General features: G+C 55.1%; 18 protein-coding genes. 9 read left to right on the top strand and 9 right to left on the bottom strand.

What is annotated here, in order from left to right; translation table 11 throughout:
• Nucleotides 1-120: 120 nt before the first annotated feature.
• Nucleotides 121-1,620 carry a YdgA family protein gene (locus tag C1N64_RS12320; RefSeq protein ID WP_006119074.1) on the top strand — a complete coding sequence of 500 codons (1,500 nt, stop codon included), beginning with the start codon at nt 121-123 and terminating at the stop codon, nt 1,618-1,620.
• Between the two features lie 227 nt (nt 1,621-1,847).
• Nucleotides 1,848-2,843, top strand: a complete 996-nt coding sequence (gene add, locus C1N64_RS12315) for an adenosine deaminase (RefSeq protein WP_058709172.1) — start codon at nt 1,848-1,850, stop codon at nt 2,841-2,843.
• Nucleotides 2,844-2,891: 48 nt separating this feature from the next.
• On the opposite strand, the gene C1N64_RS12310 is transcribed toward add, so the two are convergent.
• The 5 genes from C1N64_RS12310 to C1N64_RS12290 all read right to left on the bottom strand — a co-directional run bounded on the left by C1N64_RS12310 (nt 2,892) and on the right by C1N64_RS12290 (nt 8,622).
• Nucleotides 2,892-3,932: an oxidoreductase gene (locus tag C1N64_RS12310; protein ID WP_375096269.1), complete on the bottom strand. Its 1,041-nt coding sequence runs from the start codon at nt 3,930-3,932 to the stop codon at nt 2,892-2,894.
• Nucleotides 3,933-4,010: 78 nt separating this feature from the next.
• Nucleotides 4,011-4,928, bottom strand: coding sequence for an arabinose operon transcriptional regulator AraC (gene araC / locus C1N64_RS12305; RefSeq protein WP_006119067.1), 918 nt, complete (start codon nt 4,926-4,928; stop codon nt 4,011-4,013).
• 72 nt (nt 4,929-5,000) lie between these two features.
• Nucleotides 5,001-5,987 carry an L-arabinose ABC transporter permease AraH gene (araH, locus tag C1N64_RS12300; RefSeq protein ID WP_033741305.1) on the bottom strand — a complete coding sequence of 329 codons (987 nt, stop codon included), beginning with the start codon at nt 5,985-5,987 and terminating at the stop codon, nt 5,001-5,003.
• Nucleotides 5,988-5,999: 12 nt separating this feature from the next.
• The gene (gene araG / locus C1N64_RS12295; protein ID WP_033741304.1) at nt 6,000-7,520 is read right to left on the bottom strand and encodes an L-arabinose ABC transporter ATP-binding protein AraG; all 1,521 of its coding nucleotides are present in this window, start codon (nt 7,518-7,520) and stop codon (nt 6,000-6,002) included.
• 118 nt (nt 7,521-7,638) lie between these two features.
• Nucleotides 7,639-8,622: an arabinose ABC transporter substrate-binding protein gene (locus C1N64_RS12290; protein WP_006119064.1), complete on the bottom strand. Its 984-nt coding sequence runs from the start codon at nt 8,620-8,622 to the stop codon at nt 7,639-7,641.
• A 365-nt stretch (nt 8,623-8,987) separates the two neighbouring features.
• Between C1N64_RS12290 and C1N64_RS12285 the strand changes: the two genes are divergently transcribed.
• Nucleotides 8,988-10,673, top strand: coding sequence for a ribulokinase (locus C1N64_RS12285; RefSeq protein ID WP_058701963.1), 1,686 nt, complete (start codon nt 8,988-8,990; stop codon nt 10,671-10,673).
• Between the two features lie 12 nt (nt 10,674-10,685).
• Nucleotides 10,686-12,176 carry an L-arabinose isomerase gene (araA, locus tag C1N64_RS12280; RefSeq protein ID WP_039340462.1) on the top strand — a complete coding sequence of 497 codons (1,491 nt, stop codon included), beginning with the start codon at nt 10,686-10,688 and terminating at the stop codon, nt 12,174-12,176.
• Nucleotides 12,177-12,435: 259 nt separating this feature from the next.
• On the opposite strand, the gene C1N64_RS12275 is transcribed toward araA, so the two are convergent.
• From C1N64_RS12275 to C1N64_RS12265, 3 genes are all read right to left on the bottom strand, one after another.
• Nucleotides 12,436-13,431, bottom strand: a complete 996-nt coding sequence (locus C1N64_RS12275; RefSeq protein WP_394514834.1) for a hypothetical protein — start codon at nt 13,429-13,431, stop codon at nt 12,436-12,438.
• A gap of 740 nt (nt 13,432-14,171) precedes the next feature.
• The gene (locus C1N64_RS12270) at nt 14,172-14,999 is read right to left on the bottom strand and encodes an MBL fold metallo-hydrolase (protein ID WP_367143066.1); all 828 of its coding nucleotides are present in this window, start codon (nt 14,997-14,999) and stop codon (nt 14,172-14,174) included.
• Between the two features lie 72 nt (nt 15,000-15,071).
• On the bottom strand, nt 15,072-15,956 hold the full coding sequence (locus C1N64_RS12265) for an SDR family oxidoreductase (RefSeq protein ID WP_367143067.1): 885 nt from the start codon (nt 15,954-15,956) through the stop codon (nt 15,072-15,074).
• 114 nt (nt 15,957-16,070) lie between these two features.
• Here C1N64_RS12265 and C1N64_RS12260 point away from each other — a divergent pair, with 114 nt between their 5' ends.
• The 3 genes from C1N64_RS12260 (at nt 16,071) to C1N64_RS12250 (ending at nt 19,514) form a co-directional block, all read left to right on the top strand.
• Nucleotides 16,071-16,973 carry an AraC family transcriptional regulator gene (locus tag C1N64_RS12260; RefSeq protein WP_039340470.1) on the top strand — a complete coding sequence of 301 codons (903 nt, stop codon included), beginning with the start codon at nt 16,071-16,073 and terminating at the stop codon, nt 16,971-16,973.
• 502 nt (nt 16,974-17,475) lie between these two features.
• Nucleotides 17,476-18,459 (top strand): DUF1852 domain-containing protein, encoded by a 984-nt coding sequence (locus C1N64_RS12255; RefSeq protein ID WP_033741287.1) that lies wholly within the window; start codon nt 17,476-17,478, stop codon nt 18,457-18,459.
• A gap of 26 nt (nt 18,460-18,485) precedes the next feature.
• The gene (locus C1N64_RS12250; protein WP_133745206.1) at nt 18,486-19,514 is read left to right on the top strand and encodes a methionine synthase; all 1,029 of its coding nucleotides are present in this window, start codon (nt 18,486-18,488) and stop codon (nt 19,512-19,514) included.
• A 239-nt stretch (nt 19,515-19,753) separates the two neighbouring features.
• Here the strand turns inward: C1N64_RS12250 and C1N64_RS12245 are convergent, their stop codons facing one another.
• The gene (locus C1N64_RS12245) at nt 19,754-19,921 is read right to left on the bottom strand and encodes a con-10 family general stress protein (RefSeq protein WP_006119054.1); all 168 of its coding nucleotides are present in this window, start codon (nt 19,919-19,921) and stop codon (nt 19,754-19,756) included.
• Nucleotides 19,922-21,102: 1,181 nt separating this feature from the next.
• On the opposite strand from C1N64_RS12245, the gene C1N64_RS12240 reads away from it, so the two are divergent.
• Together C1N64_RS12240 and C1N64_RS12235 are read left to right on the top strand one after the other, a co-directional pair.
• Nucleotides 21,103-21,270: a con-10 family general stress protein gene (locus tag C1N64_RS12240; protein WP_006119050.1), complete on the top strand. Its 168-nt coding sequence runs from the start codon at nt 21,103-21,105 to the stop codon at nt 21,268-21,270.
• A 140-nt stretch (nt 21,271-21,410) separates the two neighbouring features.
• Complete coding sequence (locus C1N64_RS12235) at nt 21,411-22,070, top strand: hypothetical protein (protein ID WP_110267546.1); 660 nt, start codon at nt 21,411-21,413, stop codon at nt 22,068-22,070.
• The last annotated feature ends 213 nt before the right edge of the window (nt 22,071-22,283 follow it).

The following is a 22,283-nucleotide window of genomic DNA, read 5'->3' as shown; positions in this document are numbered from 1 at the left end:
ACGGCTGACGCCATTGCGCTTAACTGCTATTATTTCAAACTATTAGCTAAAATGCCTGCGGGCGCTTCTTCACCCGCTGTCTGTGACACGGGTGAAATCAAGGATAAGGACGATTCAGCAATGAAAAAGACTCAAGTTGCCGTTGGTGTGGTAGTCGCTCTGGGCGTAGTCTGGACAGGCGCGGCGTGGTTTACCGGCAAAAAGCTGGAAAGCAATATGGATCAAATGATTCAAAATGCTAACGCTCAGTTAACCACCCTGGCGCCCAACAGTCGTCTGAAAGTCAGCTATCAGGATTATCAACGCGGCATTTTCAGCAGTAAAATGAATGTGGTTATCCAGGCCAGCTCTCAGACCGAAGATAATCCTCTGCTCAAGCCCGGCCAGAGCATCATCCTGAACGAGCAGATCGACCACGGCCCGTTCCCCTTCGCACAGCTGAAAAAAGCCAACCTGATCCCCAGCATGGCGTCCGTGCATACCACGCTGACCAATACCGATGCGGTCAAAAAGCTGTTTGAACTGACCAACAACCAGTCGTTTATCAACGCCGAAACGCGTGTGGGTTACAGCGGCAGCACCGACACCGCAATAAAAATTCTGCCCATCGATTATCAAAATGCGCAAACAGCGCAACGCTTAGCCACCAGCGGCGGCACGCTGAATATCAGCGCAGACAACAAAGGCGATAAAGTGGGCCTGGACAGTGACATCGACAGCATTGCCATCACCACCAAAAATCAGGTCGATCAGCCGGTGATGTTTACGCTGAACGGCCTGAAGCTGAAAGCAGATACGCATCTCACCAACGAAGGCGTACGCATTGGCGATCAGTCCATCAGCGTGGATAAAGTGGCCGCCGCAGTCAGCGGTCAGGACGCGGTTATTCTTAACAAGATGGTCGGTGATTCCTCTTTTGATAATCAGTCCGGCAAAATCAATGGCGACATTAATTACAAAATTGACGGCGTTGAGGTGCAGAAGCAGAACCTGGGTCAGTTCGCATTAAAAATGAAGCTGTCACAGTTTGATGCGCAAAGCGTCAAAGCCTTCTCGGATAACTACAACGCTCAGCTGACCACCCTGATGAACCAGCCTGGCGTGGAAGACGATCCGGTGCGTTTCCAGAACGGTGTGCGCGCGATCCTGCTGAACAATTTGCCGACCCTGCTGAAAGGGGCCCCGTCCATCAGCATCGCACCACTGAGCTGGAAGAACGATAAAGGCGAGAGTACTTTCAACCTGAATGCCCACTTTAACGATCCGTCCACGGTGACAGGCGAACCGCAGACGCTGGCGGCATCCGTTGATCGCGTGCTGAAAACGCTGGATCTGAAGCTGTCTGTCAACATGCCGATGGCGACGGAAACCATGCGCCATATTGGCCTGGCTGAAGGTTATCAGGCTGACGACGCGCAGAAACTGGCCGATCAGCAGGTTAAAGGGCTGGCAGCGATGGGCCAGATGTTCCGTCTGACACAAACGCAGGACAACAACATCGTTACCAGCCTGCAGTATGCCAACGGTCAGGTGAACATGAACGGCGATAAGATGTCGCTGGAGCAGTTCATGTCACGCTATATGCTTGGCGTCCCGACAAACGAAGGCATGCCGCAATAAGGCCAACCTTTTCGATCAAGGCGGCCCTGGCCGCCTTTTTTACGTCACTGCATCGCCCGCTTTTCTCTCCCGATTCGCTCTTATCAGGCGGCCTGCGCGGCGTTCCCGTTTATAAAGTGAACAGTTAACCCCTGCCTTTCACACTTGTTGCGCAAATCACTGGCGTTGTTGCGCAAGATATTTTTATAATGCTCTGCACTTTACAGATATCCAGACGAGTGCACTCCATGATTGATTCAACGCTTCCCCTTACCGACATTCACCGCCACCTTGATGGCAACATCCGTGCACAAACCATCCTTGATTTAGGCCGCCAGTTTAACCTGACCTTACCGGCGGATACGCTGGACACCCTGCGTCCGCATGTTCAGGTCACCGAAACGCAACCGGATCTGGTCAGCTTTCTGCAAAAGCTGGACTGGGGCGTGAAAGTGCTGGGCGATCTTGACGCCTGTCAGCGAATCGCGCGTGAGAACGTCGAGGATGCCGCCCGCGCCGGGATTCACTATGCCGAGCTGCGCTTTTCACCCGGCTATATGGCGATGACCCACCATCTGCCGATTGCCGGTGTGGTTGAGGCGGTGATTGATGGCGTAAAGGCCGGCTGCCAGCAGCATGATATCACCGTGCGCTTAACGGGCATCATGAGCCGGACTTTTGGCGAACAGGCCTGTCTGGATGAACTGAACGGCTTCCTCGCCCATCGCGACCATATTACCGCCGTGGATTTGGCCGGGGATGAACTCGGTGCGCCGGGCCACCGTTTTCTGAGCCACTTCCGTCGCGCCCGGGATGCCGGTTTTCATATTACCGTGCATGCCGGTGAAGCCGCAGGCCCGGAAAGTATCTGGCAGGCGATTCGTGATCTGGGCGCTGAACGCATCGGTCATGGTGTGAAGGCTATTGAAGATCGCGCGCTGATGGACTATCTGGCGGAAAACGGTATTGGTATCGAATCCTGCCTGACCTCCAATATCCAGACCAGCACCGTCGCCTCGCTGGCGCAGCATCCGCTGAAAACGTTCCTGGAGCATGGCGTGCTGGCGACCATCAACACCGACGATCCCGCCGTACAGGGCATTGAGCTGGCCCATGAGTACCTGCATGCCGCCCCGGCTGCGGGACTGAGCCAGGCGCAAATGCGTCAGGCACAGGACAACGGCCTGACTATCGCGTTTTTAAGCGCGGCAGAAAAAGCCGCCATCCGGGCGAAAGTGCAGTAAGCATAAAAAAGGCCGCGTTATTCGCGGCCTTTTTAGCGCTGAAAGCGCTTATTTCAGCGACATGGTCTGGCGTTTTTCCGCCGACTGCAGCCCCAGCTCAATCAGTTCCATGACCTGAATGGCTTCTTCCGCCGTCACCGGATTCGCCCCGCGCCCGGTAATGGCATCACGAATCGCAGCGTAATAGGCGGGATAGTTGCCCGGCTGTGTCAGGACGGTTTTTTCATTCAGCGCGTCGCCCTCCACCTGGGTCAGCGTACCGTCACGCATGTCGTAACCCCAGTTCTCGCCCGGCGGGAAATCCCCCGCTTTCAGCCGATCTTCCTGCGGGTCCAGACCGTATTTGACGTAACTGCCGCGCGTACCGTGCACGGTATAGCGTGCGGATTCGGCCGCCACCAGCATGCTGGCGTGCAGCACCACCCGGCGCTGTGGATAGGTCAGCGTCGCATGAAAATAGTCGGTGGTCTGGGCACCCGGCCGCATTTCCGCCAGATCAACGTTAATCGCCACCGGCGGGCCAAACAGCTGTAGCGCCTGATCCAGCAGGTGCGGTCCCAGATCGTACCAGATGCCGCTGCCCGCCCCTTTCATCTCGCGCCAGCGCTGCCGTACTTCCAGACGGAAACGGTCAAAGTGCGATTCAAAATAACGCACCTCACCCAGCTCACCCGCTGCCAGTAAGCCTTTCAGCGTCAGGAAATCACTGTCCCAACGGCGGTTATGGAATACGGATAACAGCAGCCCTTTGGCTTTAGCTAAGGCATCCAGCTCGCGCGCCTGTGACAACGTCACGGTGAACGGTTTGTCCACCACGACGTGCTTGCCTGCGTTGAGTGCGGCTTTAGCCAGAGGGAAGTGCGTATCATTCGGTGTAGGGGTAACAATCAGATCTAACGTAGGATCGTCGAACAGGGCCTGGGGCTCGGCGACGACCTGCACGGCGGGCCAGTCGGCATGGACTTTGCTGGCATCGCTGCTGGAGATGGCAGCCAGTTCAACCTCCGGCGTGCCCGCGATCAGGGGCGCGTGGAAGGTTTTGCTGGCAAAGCCATAGCCGATGAGTCCTACTCGCAGTTTCTCGCTCATTCCTTTTCCTCATTAATCGCTTACCAGACTGATTTAAGACTAATAGTCGGGTCAGGACAAGGAGGATTCCCCTTAAAATCAGGAGACTGAGCGCCGTGCACCGTTCCAGGCGCTCTGACTGGCCAGATTATCGTGTACGTCCTGATTGCGGCGGCGGAAATCACTCGGGCTGACGCCGACGCGCTTACGGAAGACGCGCGAAAAATAAAGCTGATCGTCGTAGCCCACTTCACGCCCAATGCTGGCGATGGGTTCCTGCGTGGTTTGCAGTAGCAACTTAGCGCGAATGACGCGCTGATCTTCCCGCCAGCGAAGCAGGTTCACGCCCATTTGCTCGCGGAACAGGTGCGCCAGCCGCGAAGGTGACAGACACACATGGCGCGCCACTTCCTCGATTTTGACCTCGCTGGCAAGATGATTATTCACATACTGGCAGGCTTCGATGATACGGGGATCGCGGATTTGCTGATGGTTACGTGGATCTTCTTCCACCGCCCGTAACAACAGCCGTTCCAGCAAATTCATTGCCAGTTCTTCGGCAAAACGACGCGATGAGTTGTGGGTTTGTTCAATAGTGGCAAACAGGCGATCAAATTCGCCCCGCAGTGACTCCGGTAAGCGCAGCCGCCCGACGCCTTCCTGTTCATCCTGCCAGCGCAGCCAGTCATGCCAGTACGCGCGCGGACGAAAATAGACCCAGCGGTGAAACCACTGCGGACTGTCGGGCGCCCGACCATAATAGTGAGCCGTTTTTGGCTGGAACAGCAGCATTTCACCCGGTTCACAGTCAAAGGCCTTTTCGCCGTCGAACACCCGCCCTTTGCCTTTAATGGTCAGGTTGAGAATATAGCCCTTCATGCCGTGTGGGCGATCAATAAAGAAATCCAGCGGACCATCCGCGGTGATCGGGGTTAATCCCGCCACCAGCCAGGCATTAAACGCGTATCCGGGCAGCAAAGGGTTCTGCTGCTCTGCCGGTAATTCACGGTGATACATACTGTCCTCACTTCGTCGTTGATTGATCACGCGCGGACACCTTTCGCGTCCGCGGGAAGGTTTCACGCCAAATCAGACTTTATTCTTTTGTTTGTAGCGGTCGAATATCACCGCTGCCAACAGTATCAAACCCCGCACAACATACTGTGAGAATGGCGAGATATTTAATAAATTCATCGCATTCTCAACGGTGCCCAGAATCAGTACCCCGGCGATCACATAGGAGATTTTGCCGATGCCGCCCTTCAGTGACACGCCGCCCAGTACGCAGGCCGAGATGACCACCAGTTCATAACCAATTGAGGTCATGGGCTGACCGCTGGTCATACGTGACGCCAGGATGATGCCCGCCGCCGCAGAAACCAGGCCAGAGAGAATAAAGATAATGATGCGGGTACGCACAACCGGCACGCCCGCCAGCCGTGCAGCCTCTTCATTCCCGCCAATCGCCAGCGTGTTGCGGCCAAAGGTGGTTTTGTTCAATAGGAAGGCGAAGATCACCATGGTACCCAGCGTGATCCAGATGGGCGCAGGCACGCCCAGCCAGTTGGCGAAGCCCAGTACGAAGAAGCGCTCGTCTTCGATGCCTACCGCTTTACCGTCCGAGAAGATATAGGCCAGACCGCGCACAATCTGCATGGTCGCCAGCGTGGTAATCAGGGCGTTGATTTTCAGTCGGGCGATAACAAACCCATTGATAAATCCGGTGATGACACCGAGTAACAGCCCGGCCGCCACCCCCAGCCAGAGGCTCTCGCTCATATTGATAACCACGGCGGTGACCACGCCCGCGCAGGCAATCACCGAGGCCACCGACAGGTCAAAATCGCCGGAGGCCAGGCAGAACAGCATACCGCAGGCCACCATGCCGGACATCGACATGGCCAGCCCCAGGCCTTTCATGTTGATAAAGGAGCCAAAGTTAGGGACAAAAACCGCACAGGCGATGAACAGCAGGGCAAACACCACCAGCATGCCAAAGTTGTCCCAGACGCGCCCAAAATGCACACCCCGGCGAGGGGCGGCTGGCGGCGTATTTGATGTCGTGGAAGAAGTCACGGTACTCTCCTGTCAGGCCACGGCGGCCGCATGTGTCGTTTTAGGCATGGCCAGGCTCAGCGTCAGCTGCTCTGTGGCCTCGTCATGCAGTAATTCCCCGGCGACCGCCCCTTCGCGCATCACGATAATGCGGTCGGCCAGGCCCATCACTTCCGGGAGATCGCTGGAGGCAAACAGCACCGCAATGCCGTTGTTCGCCAGCTGGTAAATCAGGTTATAAATTTCGTGTTTAGCCCCGACATCAATGCCGCGGGTAGGCTCGTCCAGCAAAATCACCTTGATCTCCTCGGACAACCAGCGGCCAAGAATGGCTTTTTGCTGGTTACCGCCGGACAGGTTCATGATCAACTGGTCAGCGCTGGGCGTTTTGATTTTGAGGGAACGGATATGGCTGTCGGCATTCTTCACCTCCCAGCCGTTTTTGATCAGGCAACCGGCGGTGAGGTTATGACGTCGGGCGCTGATGTTGATGTTGTCGCGCACCGAATGCACCGGAATAATGCCTTCGGCTTTGCGATCTTCAGGGCACAGCATCACGCCCGCCCGAATCGCATCAATTGGCGCCGTCACGTTAAGGGGTTCCCCGTCCAGCAGAATGCGGCCACCGCGCAGGCGCGTGGCGCCAAACAGCCCTTTCAGCAGTTCGGTGCGTCCCGCGCCCACCAGACCAAACAGGCCGACAATTTCCCCGGCATGCACATTCAGCGAGATTGGCGCTCTGACGCCCTTCGCCTCTACGTCCTGTAGCGCCAGCCGTACCGGGCCTTTTTCCCGCGGCGCGTAGCCGTAGATATCACCCAGATTACGTCCGACCATCGCCTGCACCAGATCGTCGTGATGCGTATTGGCCATGTCCGTAAAGGTGCGCACATAGCGCCCGTCTTTAAACACGGTGATGGCGTCACTGAGGGCAAAAATCTCTTCCATACGGTGCGAGACATACAGCACCACGCGCCCTTCCGCGCGCAACTGGCGGATCACCCGAAACAGATTGTCGATTTCGCGTGCGGACAGCGAGCTGGTTGGCTCATCAAAGGCAATGATGCGCGCGTTACGGGCCAGCGCTTTGGCAATCTCAACCATCTGCCACTGGCCCAGCGACAGGTATTTCAGCGGCATGTCCGGATCGATATCCATACCTAAATTTTTCAGTTGCAGCCCGGCTTCGTAACGCAGCAGCTTGCGGTTTACCAGGCCATGCTTATGCGGCAACTGGCCCAGATAGATATTCTCCGCCACGCTCATTTCGGGCACTAAATGCAGTTCCTGGTAGATAATGGCGACACCCGCATCCAGCGCATCCGTGGTGTGCTGGAAATTCATCGGCTTGCCTTTGATGCGAATCTCGCCGCCACTGGGCAGATAGCTGCCGCTGAGGATTTTAAGCAGTGTCGATTTACCGGCACCGTTTTCCCCCATCAGCGCGTGCACCTGACCGCCATGGCATTCAAATGAAATATCCTGCAGCGCTTTCACGCCGGGAAAAGTTTTACTGATGCCATGAAACGACAGAAAGGCTGAATCAGTGTTCATGGTGTCTCCAATAGATTGCTGTGAGGAATCGGGGCACCTGACGCTCAGGCTGAATACCGTCGCGGTGTTCAGCCCTGCTTTCCTGATGACCCGATGGTGTTATCCGTACTGCCTGTTATTACATCAACCCTTTCTTCGCCAGCTCGGTTTTGAAGTTGTCACGTGTAATCAACACGACGTCTGTCACTTCGGTGAATTTCGGTGGCTCCTGTCCTTTGCTTACCCAGTTGTAGAGCATCTGGCTGCTCTTATAGCCATGGATATCCGGACTTGGCAGCAGTGAGCCATAGAAGCCGGTCGCGTTGGCTTTTGACAGTTCGCTGACGGCGTCGACGCCGTTGATACCGATACCGATCACGTCAGCGGCTTTAAAGCCCTGACCTTCGGTTGCACGCACGCCGCCCAGCACGGTGTTGTCGTTCATGCCGACAATCAGCCAGTGCTTCACTTCAGGGTGCTGAACCAGCAGGGAGTTACCGGCATCAAATGCGCCGGGGATGTCATTCGATTTGGTCGGGACCTGATAGATCTGTTTTTCCGGGAAGCCAGCCGCTTTCAGGGCATCCATCGAACCACCGGTACGACGACGCGCGGTATCCAGTTCGTTAGCGGTGATCGCCATCACGGCGGTGTCTTTGACATCCCAGCCGCGTTTCTGCATTTCTTTATACAGTTCCTGTCCCTGACGTTCGCCAATTTTGGTCGCGGCCATCATGACCAGCGGTACGCTGTCCATCGGCTTGCCTTTGGCGTTCACAAACTGATCGTCCACGGCGATCACCTTCAGGCCATAACCGCGCGCCTTTGCCATGATGGCGGAGCCGAGTTTGGGATCCGGTGTGCAGATCACGAAGCCTTTTGCGCCATTCGCGGCCAGGCTGTCGATAGCGTTAAGGGTTTTTTCGCCGTCCGGAACGGCAATTTTAATCACCTCAAAGCCCAGGTCTTTACCGGCTTTATCCGCAAATTTCCATTCGGTCTGGAACCAGGGTTCTTCCGGCTGCTTCACCAGAAAACCCAGCTTCATGGTCTCGGCGATAGCTGATTGTGACATAACCGCTGCCAGCCCGATGGCTGCCAGCGCTTTAGTGAATTTATGCATGATGCTCTCCGGCGCTAGTGGTTTTATCGCTGTTAAATACGAATCGGTGTAAACGCTACCAGTTAACTCTCTTTTGTAGGTACAGATGTAAATCAGCACGTTAGCGGGAGCCATGAGGGTAGCCTGCTTAAACGCTGGCCTAGTTTTAGCGGGAATGAAGAAGAAAAATGTAGAGCGGTATCACATCTTAAAATCACGACAGAATGATCCATATATTCAGCAAATTTAACCGTCTGTTAACTTTTGCAATGGATCACAAATTCACTGCGTGTGGCAGAAAAGTGCATATTCTCAGCCAGCCGTGACTAACCCTTCTTTTTTACACAACTCAGGATAAGGAGGTTTATTCACAACAGGAGAGTCAAATGCGTACTGAAGCCATCACCCTGGGGCTGGACTTTGGTAGTGATTCGGTGCGTGCGCTGGCGGTGGATTGTCACACTGGTCAGGAGCTGCACAGTGCCGTGGCCAACTATGCACGCTGGCAGCAGGGACTTTACAGCGATCCTCACAGCAACCGCTTTCGTCACCATCCTCAGGACTATATTGATGCTATGGAGCAGGCCATGCTGGGTGTGCTCGCGGCGCTGAGCGACACGCAACGGGCCGCCGTCGTCGGCATCGGTGTCGACAGCACCGGCTCCACCCCCGCTCCGATCGATCGTGACGGCAAGGTACTTGCCCTGCGACCGGAGTTTGCGGAAAACCCCAATGCGATGTTTGTGCTGTGGAAAGACCATACGGCCATTGAAGAAGCGGAAGAGATTAATCGCCTGTGTCGCAGCGGCCGCTTTACCGATTACAGCCGCTATATCGGCGGGATCTACTCGTCGGAATGGTTCTGGGCCAAGATTCTTCATATTACCCGCCAGGATGCTGCCGTGCGCGATGCGGCCGTGTCCTGGGTTGAACTCTGTGACTGGGTGCCCGCCTTACTCAGCGATACCGTCGCCCCGGACAAACTCCGTCGTGGGCGTTGTGCCGCTGGTCACAAAGCGCTGTTTCATGCTGACTGGAACGGCTTACCCGACGCCGACTTCCTTAACGCGCTGGACCCGGCGCTGACTCAACAGCTGGATTCTCCCCTGTTCAGCGAGACCTGGACCGCGGATATCCCGGTGGGCACGCTGAGCCCGGAATGGTCGCAACGCCTGGGTTTATCGCAGCAGGTTACGATTTCGGGCGGCGCATTTGACTGCCATATGGGCGCGGTCGGCGCCGGTGCGCGACCCTATACCTTAGTGAAAGTGATTGGCACGTCGACCTGCGACATCCTGATTGCTGACACCGGGAAAGTCGGCGACCGCGCCATCAAAGGCATCTGTGGTCAGGTTGATGGCAGCGTCGTGCCGGGCGCGATTGGTCTGGAAGCAGGCCAGTCGGCGTTTGGCGATATTTATGCCTGGTACAGCCGCCTGCTGGGCTGGCCGTTGCAGCTGGCAGCGCAGCACCATCCCGAACTTAAACCGCAGTTGGCGGAGATGCAAACGTCACTGATCACCCGTCTGACCGAGGCCTGGGTCGCCAGTCCGCAGTTGGATCACCTGCCCGTAGTGCTGGACTGGTTCAACGGCCGCCGTACACCCAATGCCAACCAGCGCCTGAAAGGGGTTATTACCGACCTGAATCTCGGCACGGATGCTCCGGCCCTGTTTGGCGGCCTGATTGCGGCCACCGCCTTTGGTGCCCGCGCCATCATGGAGTGCTTCGAGCAGCAGGCAATTCCGGTGGAAAACATTCTTACCCTCGGCGGCATTGCCCGTAAATCCCCCGCCATTATGCAGGCCTGCTGCGACGTGATGAACCGGCCGCTGGATATCGTCGCCTCCGATGAGTGCTGTGCGCTGGGCGCAGCCATCTTCGCTGCCGTCGCCGCGGGCGTTCACCGCGATGTGGAGCAGGCGCAGGACGTCATGGCCAGCCCGATTGACGTGACGCTGCAGCCCGATCCGCAGCGCGTCGCGCGCTATCAGGCACTTTATCAACGCTATCAACAATGGTGCGAGACGGCAGAACCCCATTATGCCGCCCGTTCCGCTTCCGCTAAGTAAAGGAGTGGTTTTATGCAACAGTTCAACGTGTGGTTTGTCATTGGTACACAGCACCTCTACGGCGCGGAAACGTTACGTCAGGTTGAACACAATGCCCGGCAGGTGGTGGACGGATTAAATCAGGCGGGTTTGCCTGTACGTCTGACGCTGAAACCGCTGGTCAAATCGCCTGATGAAGCGCTGTCGCTGTGCCGTGACGCCAGTCACGATCAAAACTGTATCGGTATCATTACGTGGTTGCATACCTTTTCGCCGGCCAAAATGTGGATCGGCGGATTGAATGTCTTAACGAAGCCCCTGCTACAGTTTCATACCCAGTTCAATGCCGAGATCCCCTGGGACAGCATGGACATGGACTTTATGAACCTGAATCAAACGGCGCACGGTGGCCGTGAGTTTGGCTTTATTGGTGCGCGCATGGGCCTGCAGCACAGCGTGGTGACCGGCCACTGGCAGGATAAACACAGCCAGCAGCGCGTCGCCAACTGGATGCGTGCGGCGCTGGCCAAACAGGCCAGTCAGCATCTGAAAGTCGCGCGTTTTGGTGACAACATGCGTGAAGTCGCGGTCACCGAAGGCGATAAAGTGGCGGCGCAAATCCAGTTCGGCTATGCGGTTAATGGCTGGGGCGTGGGGGATTTGGTGGAGGTGATCAACAGCGTCAGCGAGGGAGATGTCAATGCGCTGGTTGACGAATATGAAAGCCAGTATCGTTTCTCCGACGTGGCCGCCGCAGGCGGTGAAAAACGGCAAAACGTACTGGACGCCGCACGCATCGAGCTGGGCCTGAAGCGTTTTCTGGACGATGAAGGCTGCAAGGCGTTTACCACCAACTTCCAGACGCTGCACGGCATGACGCAGTTGCCCGGCCTGGCGGTACAGCGCCTGATGGGCCAGGGTTATGGCTTTGCGGGCGAAGGAGACTGGAAGACCGCCGCCCTGCTGCGCATCTTTAAAGTGCTGGCGGGTGACCGTCCCGGCGGCACCTCCTTTATGGAGGATTACACTTACCACTTCTCGCCGGGCAACGATTTAGTGCTGGGTTCTCATATGCTGGAAGTGTGCCCGTCTATCGCGCGGGAAGAGAAGCCGCTGATCGACGTGCAGTTCCTCGGCATCGGCAACAAAGCCGATCCGGCGCGTCTGATTTTCTCCACGCCGGCCGGTCGTGCCATTAACGCCAGCGTGATCGATATGGGCGATCGTTTCCGCCTGCTGGTTAACGTTGTGGACGCGATTGAACAGCCTAAACCACTGCCAAAACTGCCGGTAGCCCGCGCGTTGTGGAAAGCGCAGCCGTCTCTGGCGACCGCCTCTGAAGCCTGGATTCTGGCAGGCGGTGCGCACCATACGGTGTTCAGTCAGGCCCTGACGCTGGACGATATGTATTTGTACGGCGAGATGCACGGCATTGAAGTGCTGGTGATTGATGAGCACACCCGGCTTCCGGCCTTTAAAGATGCGCTGCGCTGGAATGACGCCTATTACCATATGAAGCGTTAAGCACCGCTAGCGAACGCATTAACAAAGCGGCGGGCCAGCCCGTTGGCGGCCCGCTTTTTTATGCGTCGCGCTCAACCTGAGGCACAGCGTTACTGCCCTGATATCGGGCAATAATCCCCCCTGACCGCTGTCTGTTTCCTTTGCCAGTCGATCGGCAAAAGCCGCTGCCGGCCTGGCGATATGACCGCCCGATAACGGGACAGGTTATCTTCGTTAACCTTCCCCTCCGCGAGGCACCGTTACATGGCTGTCATGCGGCTCAGACGTTGTGCGTGAGGGCAGTGTGACGCGGCGTCACGCTATGACTGCCCGTCTGATCGTTAATGTTTTGATAGTGAACGTCGCTGTGGCTGACGCGCGCGGGCCTGTCAGACAGGAAGCGGCTGTCTTGCTCTGTCTGTTGCGTGGGCGTCCCGGCGGCCTTGCCTGCCTTGACCAGAAGCGGCTTCACGGGCGCTGCCGAAGGCTGCCAGGCTATCCGCGCCTCGGTCAGCGTATTTTGGGCCAGATTCTCATTCACCTGCGCCAGCTGCCGCCGCAGCACATTGAGTTTCACTGCGGTCGCCAGCGGAATCTGACGTTCCTGATCCTCCAGCACGCTAATCTGCTGACGGGTCGCATACTGTTGTTGCAGCAACGCGCGGTACTGGCTTTCATAGCCCCAGACCACCGACTGCTCCTGTGCAAACTGCAACGCCGAAATATAGCCTTTGTTCAGCAGCGGTCGCCATTTGTTGACCAGGTTTTGCGCCATGCCAACCTGCGCGGACTCGATTTTGATTTGCTGATCAAGTTGCGCCAGTTGTCCGTTCAGCATAGCGGCCTGGAAGTGGTTATCACTGACCTGTTGCAGTGCCAGCTGCTGCGTGTGGGCCATGTCCTGCAGCAGGCTGCCCTGCTCCAGCTTCAACTGATCGCTGACGAGTTGCATGCCTTTGAGTGCCTGACGGTTTGCCTCGGCGATCATAACGACTGAAGGCACGGAGGCATGCGGCAAATGTTCACTGACGGCAGCGATTTGTCCGGTTGGGTTGGGTGCAGTAGCGGCGCTGAGCGGGCGCGCGGACGCGTGCCGGCTGGACAGGACCTGGCGCAGAGCGGACGTATGATTGTCGACAAAACAGATCAGGCTCACCGTCCCCACCACCAGCGAGAACAGATTACGCCGCACAAACAGTGAGGCAGAGGAAACGCCGCCAGCCGCGGCCACGCGGGACGACTCAGGTGATGGCTGTTGTAAAAATGGTTTTTCCATTTTTTACCCTTAACTCAGTGCGCGTTGGTGGTCTGTTTACGGGATGTCGCGGAAACGTTTTGCTCCCTGGCGGGCAAAAGGCCTCACCGCACACCTAACATCACATGCCCCGGAGCAGAGATAAAACAGAAGTTCATTTCCAGTCGTTACGCTTTGAAAGGGAATCTCACGATGTTTCACCAGCGGTTCAGGGATGTAAATGCCGATGTCTGGCTAACAGCACTCCTTCTCACCTACATTTTACGCAAGCGAGCGAATTAAATAGAGCGCCAGAAAACACTCAACGTCATTTCTCGCCACCCCCAGCGTCACGCCGATGCCCGCTTGCTTTAAGATCGCAATCCCTTCTCCGCGATTACGCGGATGCGGATCTTCAATGGCGATGTAAATATGTCTGGGCCTGAGCCGGGCCAGTGTTAGTGCGCAGGACGGGGTTCTGCCCTGAAAGGCACAGGGCTCTAGCGTGACATAGATTTCGCACTCTTCTACAGGTAACGTAAGTGTGGAAAGTGCATCAGCCTCAGCATGGTACTAACCCGGTGAACGGGTAAATCCGGTCGAGACAACCCGACCATTGTGAACAATTACGCACCCTACCGGTGGGTTAGGTCTGCAATGCGGCAGCGCATGGCGGGACTACGCCAGCGCTAACAGCATAAATTGTTGTGATTTTTGCATCATTAACAGGACTCGTCTCATTACCGTTTTACGTCCGTGAGCTTAGCTACAGAACGTAAAACTCAGATAAACTGCCATTCAAATCCCGCAGAGGTCTGGCTGACATAACCTGCCGACGAGCCCGGAAAATGCGAACTAAACCAGCGTGCCTGATGCTCACTCGCCCACGTCATTGCCCAGCGCCGCTGGGCTTCGGCCTGCGCGGCATCAGCACAAAAGCGCGAGGCAAGCTGGGGCTGACTGACCTGCAAATCGTTATGCATCAGGTCACCGGAAAACAGCGCATAATCGCCCGCACTGTGCAGAATAATCGACGCGTGGTCATGACTGTGGCCGGGCGTGGGCACATAGCGCAGCACATCAGCAAACACCGGCTCTTGCGTCACATCGAACGTCTCCAGCAAACCCGCCGCGATAACCGGATTAATGCTGTCCTCTAACAGCGTTTTGCGTGCCGGATCGTGTTGCCAGCCTTTCAACCCGCTATCAGAACAGTAGTAGCGGGCATGTTTGAAAAACGGTGTCCATTTACCGTCCATCCAGTGCGTATTCCAGCCCACATGATCGCCATGCAGATGGGTGATCAGCACGATATCCACCGCGTCAGGATCGACGCCCGCGTCACGTAAGCGCTGCGCATACGGCGTATTCAGCTGATGGGAGAGCGGAGAGCCTGCCCGCTCGCGACCATTGCCGCTGCCCGTATCGATCACAATAAGGTTGTCAGGCGTGCGGACCACCCAACTGTGAACAGAGAGCGTGATCGTTTCCGGCGTTCCGCTCGCTAACGCCTGCGCGGGAAACAGCCATTCCGTGGACAGAGACGCGTCCAGTTCAGGAATTTTAAAGACCTCGCACTCACCTACGCGGTAAACCGACGTCACAGACATATGACCTCTCAAATCAAGGAAAAATGATACTGACTCGTCGCATCTTGCCATCTTCCCGGCAGCTAAGCACGCTTAGCCCGGCATGCGTTCAAGATCGGCAATCAATCCCGGTCCTGTGGGCTGCCATCCCAGTTGCGCCCGAGTAAGCCTGCCTGAGGCGGACATATCCTGCGCAACGAAATGACTCAGCCAGCCAAAATGACCGGTAGCTTCAGCGGCTGAAAGGGATATGACCGGCAGGTTGAGGATCCGCCCGAGGGCGTCGGCAAGCACGCGCAGCGTAATGCCTTCTTCGGCGACCGCATGATAACGGCTTCCTGGCCTGTTCTTTTCCAGCGCCAGCCTGTAGAGGCAAACCGCATCGTCAAGATGCACTGCTGACCAGCGGTTTTGGCCTTCATCAATAAAAGCGGAAACGCCTGTCTGTCTCGCCACTTCAATCAGCGACGTAACCAGGCCCTGTTTCAACGGATTATGTACCTGAGATAACCGCACAACGGAAACGTTGACCCCTTTTTCCAGTGCCGCCATCGCGGCCAGCTCGGATGCCCGGCGCGGATTAGGATGAAGCGGGTTGAAATAGTCTTCTACGGCAGGTCTTCCCTGCCCCGGCGAGCCCAGTCCCACCGCCGAGGTGATGATTAAGGGCCGTGCGCTTCCTGCCAGTGCCGTGGCCATCGCGGCGATGGCCTGCCGATCGGCTTCACAGTTTGTCAGAAACGTCGAAAAATCATGGTTAAAGGCGGTATGAATCACTCCCTCGCAGCTTGCCGCGCCTCGTTGCAAACTATCGTGATCGTTAATATCCCCCCAAAAGGGCTCGACGCCTGCTTTGCTGAGCATGTCAGCACCCTGCTGATGTCGGGTCAGTCCGACCACCTTATGCCCTGCCGTGATCAGATCGGCCGCAATCGCCGACCCGATAAAACCCGTTGCTCCTGTAAGAAATAACCGCATGTCTGTTCGTCCTCTTGTCAGCCTTCGCAACCGTGGTTGTCTACTTTACGATGGAGAAGGAATGCGCTCTATGTGATAACGTCGCTTTTTTATGTCTGACCGTCTGGGATGATCATGGACCCGCTTTCACAGCTCTTAGCCCTGCTTGAACCACAACGCTACGTTTCCGGTGGTGTGATACTGACGCCGGAGATGTCGGTACAATGGCCCGCTCATGATGGCGTGAAGTGCTATGCCGTCGTAGCGGGTGCCTGCTGGCTGACCGTTGACGGTGTTGCGGAACCCTTGCGCCTTAACGCCGGCGAGTGCTATCTGCTCCCGCCAGGCGCACCTTTCAGGCTGGCCACAAACCCGGACGCGCAGACTGTCGATTTCCAGACGGTGCGGTCTGAGATGGTTGCCGTGACAGCGGCAAAGCTTGATGAAACCTCCGCCTGTTTACTGGTAGGCGGGCATTTCCTGCTGACCGGACGGCCCGCACAGATGCTGTTAGGTACGCTGCCGCCAGTGGTGCATATCCGGCGCAGCGCAGACAGAGCCGCCATGCAATGGGCGCTGGAAAGAATGTCACAGGAAGTCCGTGAAGCGCAGCCCGGCAGCGTCCTCATCGTGCAACAGCTGGCATTTATGCTGCTCATTCAGGCGTTACGGCTGTATGCAAATGACCCGCAGCAGTCGGGCTGGCTTGCGGCCCTGAAGGATAAAAAGCTGGGCGCGGCGCTGGCCTGCATGCACCAGCACCCCGAACACAAGTGGACGCTGGCGGAACTGGCAGCCAGGGTGGGAATGTCACGCGCGGTTTTTGCTGAACGATTTAAGCAAACGGTGGGCATCGCGCCCGTCGACTATCTCACGCAATGGCGCATGCATCTTGCCTGCGACCAGTTAAAAAAAGGGAATGGCGGGCTTACCGCGATTGCTGCCGGGCTGGGCTATGAATCTGAGAGCGCCTTTGCAAAAGCCTTCAAGCGTGTCATCGGTGTTTCACCAGGCAAGTTCAGTAAAGAAAACGCCTGATCGGGCGGCCCGAAACCAGGGATGATGGCGGGCTTCAGGGGAATATGGCTGCGCGGCGCTGAAAATCCCTGCGTGAGTACGGCAGCGCTTGCTGCGGGCCTGTACAACGCTCATGAAAGAGGCTCATTAACCTGAATAAATATCACCGCTTTTTCCGCAACATGAGAAACCTTCACATGAGCCGTTTTCATGAGGAGACGGAAACCGGGATATCGGCAGGCCTTACGCCACAAGGGTTCAGGGCGCATTGCATCACGGCACACTCTGTCCCTTTGTCTCCATTACGCGTATGGCAGAGGCTTTACCTCTGTCGACCATGAAGATGGCTCATGTTGTGTTGAAATTAAGTCGCTTTCCCTTCCTCCGCGGCTCTGGCATAAAATATGCTTTATTGACAAACACACAACGTGAAAGCGGTTAAACGAAAAACCAGAATGCAGGCCCGTCTGGATAACTAACAGCCACAGACCGTTTTTCACATCAGAACGCAGGGTGCATCACGATGAAAAAAGAATTCACATTTACGATTAAGAGCAGTGTTTTCGATGAGAATTACAACCCGTCTGAAAATACGCGCATCACCACCAATTTTGCTAACCTGGCGCGCGGGACAAACCGTCAGGAAAACCTGCGCAATGCCTTAACGATGATTGATAATCGCTTCAACTCGCTGGCGCACTGGGATAATCCAAAGGCCGATCGTTATGGTGTGGAACTTGAAATTATCTCGGTTGAGTTAAATATCGAAAACGAGACGCAACGCGGCGCGTTTCCTGTAATTGAAATTCTGAAAACCCATATCGTCGATAAAAAAACTCAGCAGCGTATTGAAGGTATTGTTGGCAATAACTTCTCCTCTTACGTGCGCGATTATGATTTCAGCGTGCTGCTGTCTGAGCACAATAAAAACAACACCGGCTTCAGCGCACCTGCTAACTTTGGCGATTTGCACGGCAATATTTTCAAGTGCTTCGTGAACTCTTCGGCCTTTAAAGAGAACTTTAAAAAACAGCCGGTCATTTGCCTGAGCGTGTCCAGCAAAAACGTTTATACCCGCACAGGAAACCGTCATCCGGTACTGGGTATTGAATACCAGCAGGATGCCTATTCCCTGACTGACCAGTATTTCCACAAGATGGGCCTGACGGCGCGCTATTTCATGCCGGAAAACAGTGTTGCCCCGTTGGCGTTTTATTTCTCGGGTGACCTGTTGAGTGATTACACCAATCTTGAGCTGATCAGCACCATTAGTACGATGGAGACGTTCCAGAAAATTTATCGTCCTGAGATTTACAATGCTAATTCACCGGCGGGCCAGTGTTATCAGCCAAGCCTGAACCATCTGGACTATTCATTAACGCGCATTGTTTACGATCGCGAAGAGCGTAGCCTGTTAGCGGTAGAACAAGGGAAATTTACCGAAGAGAAATTCATTAAACCTTACAAAGCCGTTCTTGAAGAGTGGTCTGCCAGTTACGCGCTTTGATTAACCGAAATACAAGGTCACCTATTATGAAAATGTTGTTACCTACCTCAACCGCAGGCAGTTTACCGAAGCCATCCTGGCTGGCTCAGCCTGAAACGCTGTGGTCGCCCTGGAAGCTGCAAGGCTCAGAACTGGCTGAAGGGAAAAAAGATGCGCTGCGTTTAATTCTGGACGATCAAATCCAGGCCGGTATTGATATCGTCAGCGACGGTGAACAAACGCGCCAGCACTTTGTGACGACATTTATTGAGCACCTGAATGGTGTTGATTTCGAGAAGCGCGAAATTGTCCGTATCCGTAATCGTTATGATGCCAGCGTACCGACGGTGATCAGCGCGGTTAGCCGTCAGAAACCCGTCTTTATTGACGATGCGAAATTTTTGCGTCAGCAGACTAAGCAACCGATCAAATGGGCGCTGCCGGGTCCGATGACCATGATTGATACGCTGTATGACGGCCATTACAAGAGTCGTGAAAAGCTGGCCTGGGAATTTGCCAAAATTCTGAATCAGGAAGCCAAAGAGTTAGAAGCGATTGGCATCGACATTATTCAGTTTGATGAGCCCGCTTTTAACGTGTTCTTTGATGAAGTCAACGACTGGGGCATCGCCGCGCTGGAACGCGCTGTGGAAGGCCTGAAGTGCGAAACCGCTGTGCATATTTGCTACGGCTACGGTATCAAAGCCAATACCGACTGGAAGAAGACGCTGGGGACGGAATGGCGTCAATATGAAGAAGTCTTCCCGAAACTGCAAAAATCAAAAATCGATATCGTTTCGCTGGAATGTCAGAATTCGCGCGTGCCGATGGAGCTGATTGAGCTGATTCGGGGTAAAAAAGTCATGGTGGGTGCCATTGATGTAGCAACCAATACCATTGAAACGCCGGAAGAAGTGGCCGCGACGCTGCGTAAGGCGTTGCAGTTTGTGGATGCCGACAAACTCTATCCGTCAACCAACTGCGGTATGACGCCATTATCCCGTGAGGTGGCGCGTGGCAAGCTCCATGCCTTAAGCGCGGGCGCGGCTATTGTCCGTCAGGAGCTTTCAGCGTAGTTCACGCGGGTAATCTGTAGCAGGTGAGCGCGCTGACGTGACTCGCCTGCCATCCCTGCCTTGTCGTTATCATCCCTTTGTGTAAGAACAGCCTGGCACTGACCGGGCTTTTTCGTGCGTGGATCGATGCCGTCTCTGATGAATTAGCCTGGGCATTGATCATGCCTGCGGAAACGGTGGGACATAATGCAATCATGGAGCAGTCCCTGCTCCGCTGTTCAGTCCCTTATAAGCCGGTATCAGGAGCCACGATGGCTGTTCTGGCCCCCTTTCTTACCGGCTTCTGAGGCTTTTTCACGATCGTTTTTGAAATTGCCGCCGCTGTTCTGGCCGCCTTTTTTACCGGCTTCAGAAGCTTTCTCTTTATCTTCCGCGAAATTACCTGATCCGCCACGATGTTCAGTCATAATATTTCCTCTTCAGGTTAAAGTTGTCTGCTTCTTTGCTTCACCATTTGCATGGCACTGTTAAGGTTATAACGCGCCTGTTAATCTGCAAGCGTGGCGGATAAAACATTCGCCGCTTTGTTTAGCGCTTTTAATACTGCCGCGCAACCGCAACGGAGGGCGGAAAATAAAAGCGAAAAACAACAAGATAATCACCATAAAACTCGCTTCTCTTGTTTAAATGCGACTGCTTTCATTCGTCAAAAAATTAACAAGAGGTTACATTTAGGCGTGTAGAACGGCAATTTTCAGGCAAAATAAATACTCAGCCTTAGGCTGACATCCCTTCACGGTTAAAAGACAATCTGTTTACGCACCACCACGTGCTCCCGCAGCATCCCACTCAACCTTTTGCCAGCCTCAGAAAACGACGCTACCACGTCTGACGCCTGCCCTGTAATACCGTGCTCTGCCATTAAGCTTTACCTGTGGGCGTCGGCCACGTGTTAACGGCCTTATTGATCAGGGGCACACTAACGCTGCCTGGAAATAAAAGAGAGTGGTCTGTCGTCAGGAGCAGGTAATGTATTTCAGTCATCCGTCAGCGGCAACAGCGCGCGCTCAGGAAAAGCCACGGCGATTGTGAATATTCATTACTCATCGCGCTCTAAATAAAACCCTGCGCCTAAAAAAGGCTCCCCGTGCCTGTCGCGCGAGTGAATATACCGCTTTATTTTCTCGCCTGGCTGTTTAAAAAGACGACCTCCCGTTTCGTCGGTTAAAACATAACAGGACGCCCCCAACGCCAGCTATGAAAATAGTGGCATTCACTGACATCAAAAAATGCTATCGCGCCCTGTGTGTTGATAAGCGGATTGAGCGTTTCTGTTGGGTAAAAAAAGAAAATGGGATCGTTGCGTGGCAGCATGAATATGTCGCCGTCAGGCCGACAGGCTATAAAAAAGTTAAGATTCGTCTTAAAAAAATCGGGCAGTAAAGCTGTACATGGAATGAAACTTTCGTACAAATTTAATGCTAATAATCCTCACTTTCAAAGAATAAAAAACCTTTCAAGACGAAGCGGTATTAAAAAAACAGTTTTTTATTTTTTCCATTGTATTGTTTCGCATTGGAATTATCAGAAACCATCGACCAAAATGAGGCTTTCCACTGTTAATGATGAAATGAGAGAGGACAGACCCATGGTCAAATATCGTGGCGGCGCAGGAAATTTTGCAGCAAACCCCGAGAGAGCCTCTGAAGCGGGTCGGAAAGGCGGCAAAAACAGTAGCGGAAACTTCAGGAACAACCCCGAGCGTGCAGTAGAGGCGGGCCGTAAAGGGGGAAAAGTCAGCCGTCGTACGGGCTAGTTCCCTTTGCGATTTCGCCCGTCTGCCTTTGCCGCGCTGGCGAGCATCTCTTTATACCTCCATCGAAACGCGCAACGCCAGAAAGGCCGCTTATCTTCCTGGCGCTGGCGCACATCTGATTTTTATAAACAGGAGTTTTTATGTTGTCATCCGACACGCTTTGTGCGCTCACAGGCGCCTCCCTGACCAATGTACGACGCTGGCAACGGTATGGACTTGTTGCTGTAGATCCCGTGACAGACTACTGGACAGAAGCCCAGCTCGAAGAAATCCGCGAAGTCATGTCAGCCAATGCCCACGGCGCAACGGCGCAGGAAATACACGATGGCCGCAGGCAATCAGAGGGCGTAATGACGTATGGCTGGCCCGCCCGCCGTGGCGAAATCCTGACCAGCCTGGAGTTTGGTTCAGACAGGCAGTTGATCCGGGTTATCCGTAGCCTGAGTCGTGACTTTGCCGGTGACGATTTTGTCCGGTCTTTAATGCGTCCACTCTGCAGTTGGCTGCGCGAGGACCAGCGTCGTGGCGCTGCGCGCAGGCTTGCCCGCTTTGAACATGTCACGGAGCATCATCACGCCTGTGTGACCCGCGCTGCCTCTCGCTCGGCCAGCGTACCGCTGTTGCTTGAGATTGCAGGTGAAGTACAGAACACGGATGTGCTGCTTGAGGCCATCCGGTTAACGGCACAGGGCTTTAGTGTGGATGTCTGCGTGGACACCTCTGTGCCGCTGCCAGCTCATCAGCGTAAGTCTTACGATCACCATCTGATCTGGCAGGCCAGCCAAATCAGCGTTCAGTAGCCGGTTCGCGTTAATGCTGCCCTTCCCCTCTTCATTCCGCAAACAGGTTAGCGTTTTCCCTTCACTCCGCGTGGCTGCGGTATGTTCTCCGGCGCTTTCCCTTGCGTTCTGACACTCCCCTTGCGTGCTGTTCTGGTGTGGATATGCGTGACCCCAGCCTTACAGTAAACGCACTCATTTGTCCTTCAATCCTGACGTTTTATGAAAGACCGT

This window comes from Pantoea sp. SGAir0215, assembly GCF_043543215.1.
The sequence above is the reverse complement of the archived record's forward strand: the minus strand, read 5'-3'. Positions and strand labels throughout refer to the sequence as shown.

What these genes read in the sequence shown, in the direction of transcription:
- C1N64_RS12310 (WP_375096269.1), bottom strand. Translation starts at nt 3,932, where the DNA reads ATGAGCGAGAAACTGCGAGTAGGACTCATCGGCTATGGCTTTGCCAGC.
- C1N64_RS12260 (WP_039340470.1), top strand. Translation starts at nt 16,071, where the DNA reads ATGGACCCGCTTTCACAGCTCTTAGCCCTGCTTGAACCACAACGCTAC.
- C1N64_RS12240 (WP_006119050.1), top strand. Translation starts at nt 21,103, where the DNA reads ATGGTCAAATATCGTGGCGGCGCAGGAAATTTTGCAGCAAACCCCGAG.
- C1N64_RS12270 (WP_367143066.1), bottom strand. Translation starts at nt 14,999, where the DNA reads ATGTCTGTGACGTCGGTTTACCGCGTAGGTGAGTGCGAGGTCTTTAAA.
- C1N64_RS12235 (WP_110267546.1), top strand. Translation starts at nt 21,411, where the DNA reads ATGTTGTCATCCGACACGCTTTGTGCGCTCACAGGCGCCTCCCTGACC.
- araA (WP_039340462.1), top strand. Translation starts at nt 10,686, where the DNA reads ATGCAACAGTTCAACGTGTGGTTTGTCATTGGTACACAGCACCTCTAC.
- araG (WP_033741304.1), bottom strand. Translation starts at nt 7,520, where the DNA reads ATGAACACTGATTCAGCCTTTCTGTCGTTTCATGGCATCAGTAAAACT.
- C1N64_RS12250 (WP_133745206.1), top strand. Translation starts at nt 18,486, where the DNA reads ATGAAAATGTTGTTACCTACCTCAACCGCAGGCAGTTTACCGAAGCCA.
- C1N64_RS12285 (WP_058701963.1), top strand. Translation starts at nt 8,988, where the DNA reads ATGCGTACTGAAGCCATCACCCTGGGGCTGGACTTTGGTAGTGATTCG.
- C1N64_RS12320 (WP_006119074.1), top strand. Translation starts at nt 121, where the DNA reads ATGAAAAAGACTCAAGTTGCCGTTGGTGTGGTAGTCGCTCTGGGCGTA.
- C1N64_RS12255 (WP_033741287.1), top strand. Translation starts at nt 17,476, where the DNA reads ATGAAAAAAGAATTCACATTTACGATTAAGAGCAGTGTTTTCGATGAG.
- araC (WP_006119067.1), bottom strand. Translation starts at nt 4,928, where the DNA reads ATGTATCACCGTGAATTACCGGCAGAGCAGCAGAACCCTTTGCTGCCC.
- C1N64_RS12275 (WP_394514834.1), bottom strand. Translation starts at nt 13,431, where the DNA reads ATGGAAAAACCATTTTTACAACAGCCATCACCTGAGTCGTCCCGCGTG.
- C1N64_RS12290 (WP_006119064.1), bottom strand. Translation starts at nt 8,622, where the DNA reads ATGCATAAATTCACTAAAGCGCTGGCAGCCATCGGGCTGGCAGCGGTT.
- C1N64_RS12265 (WP_367143067.1), bottom strand. Translation starts at nt 15,956, where the DNA reads ATGCGGTTATTTCTTACAGGAGCAACGGGTTTTATCGGGTCGGCGATT.
- add (WP_058709172.1), top strand. Translation starts at nt 1,848, where the DNA reads ATGATTGATTCAACGCTTCCCCTTACCGACATTCACCGCCACCTTGAT.
- C1N64_RS12245 (WP_006119054.1), bottom strand. Translation starts at nt 19,921, where the DNA reads ATGACTGAACATCGTGGCGGATCAGGTAATTTCGCGGAAGATAAAGAG.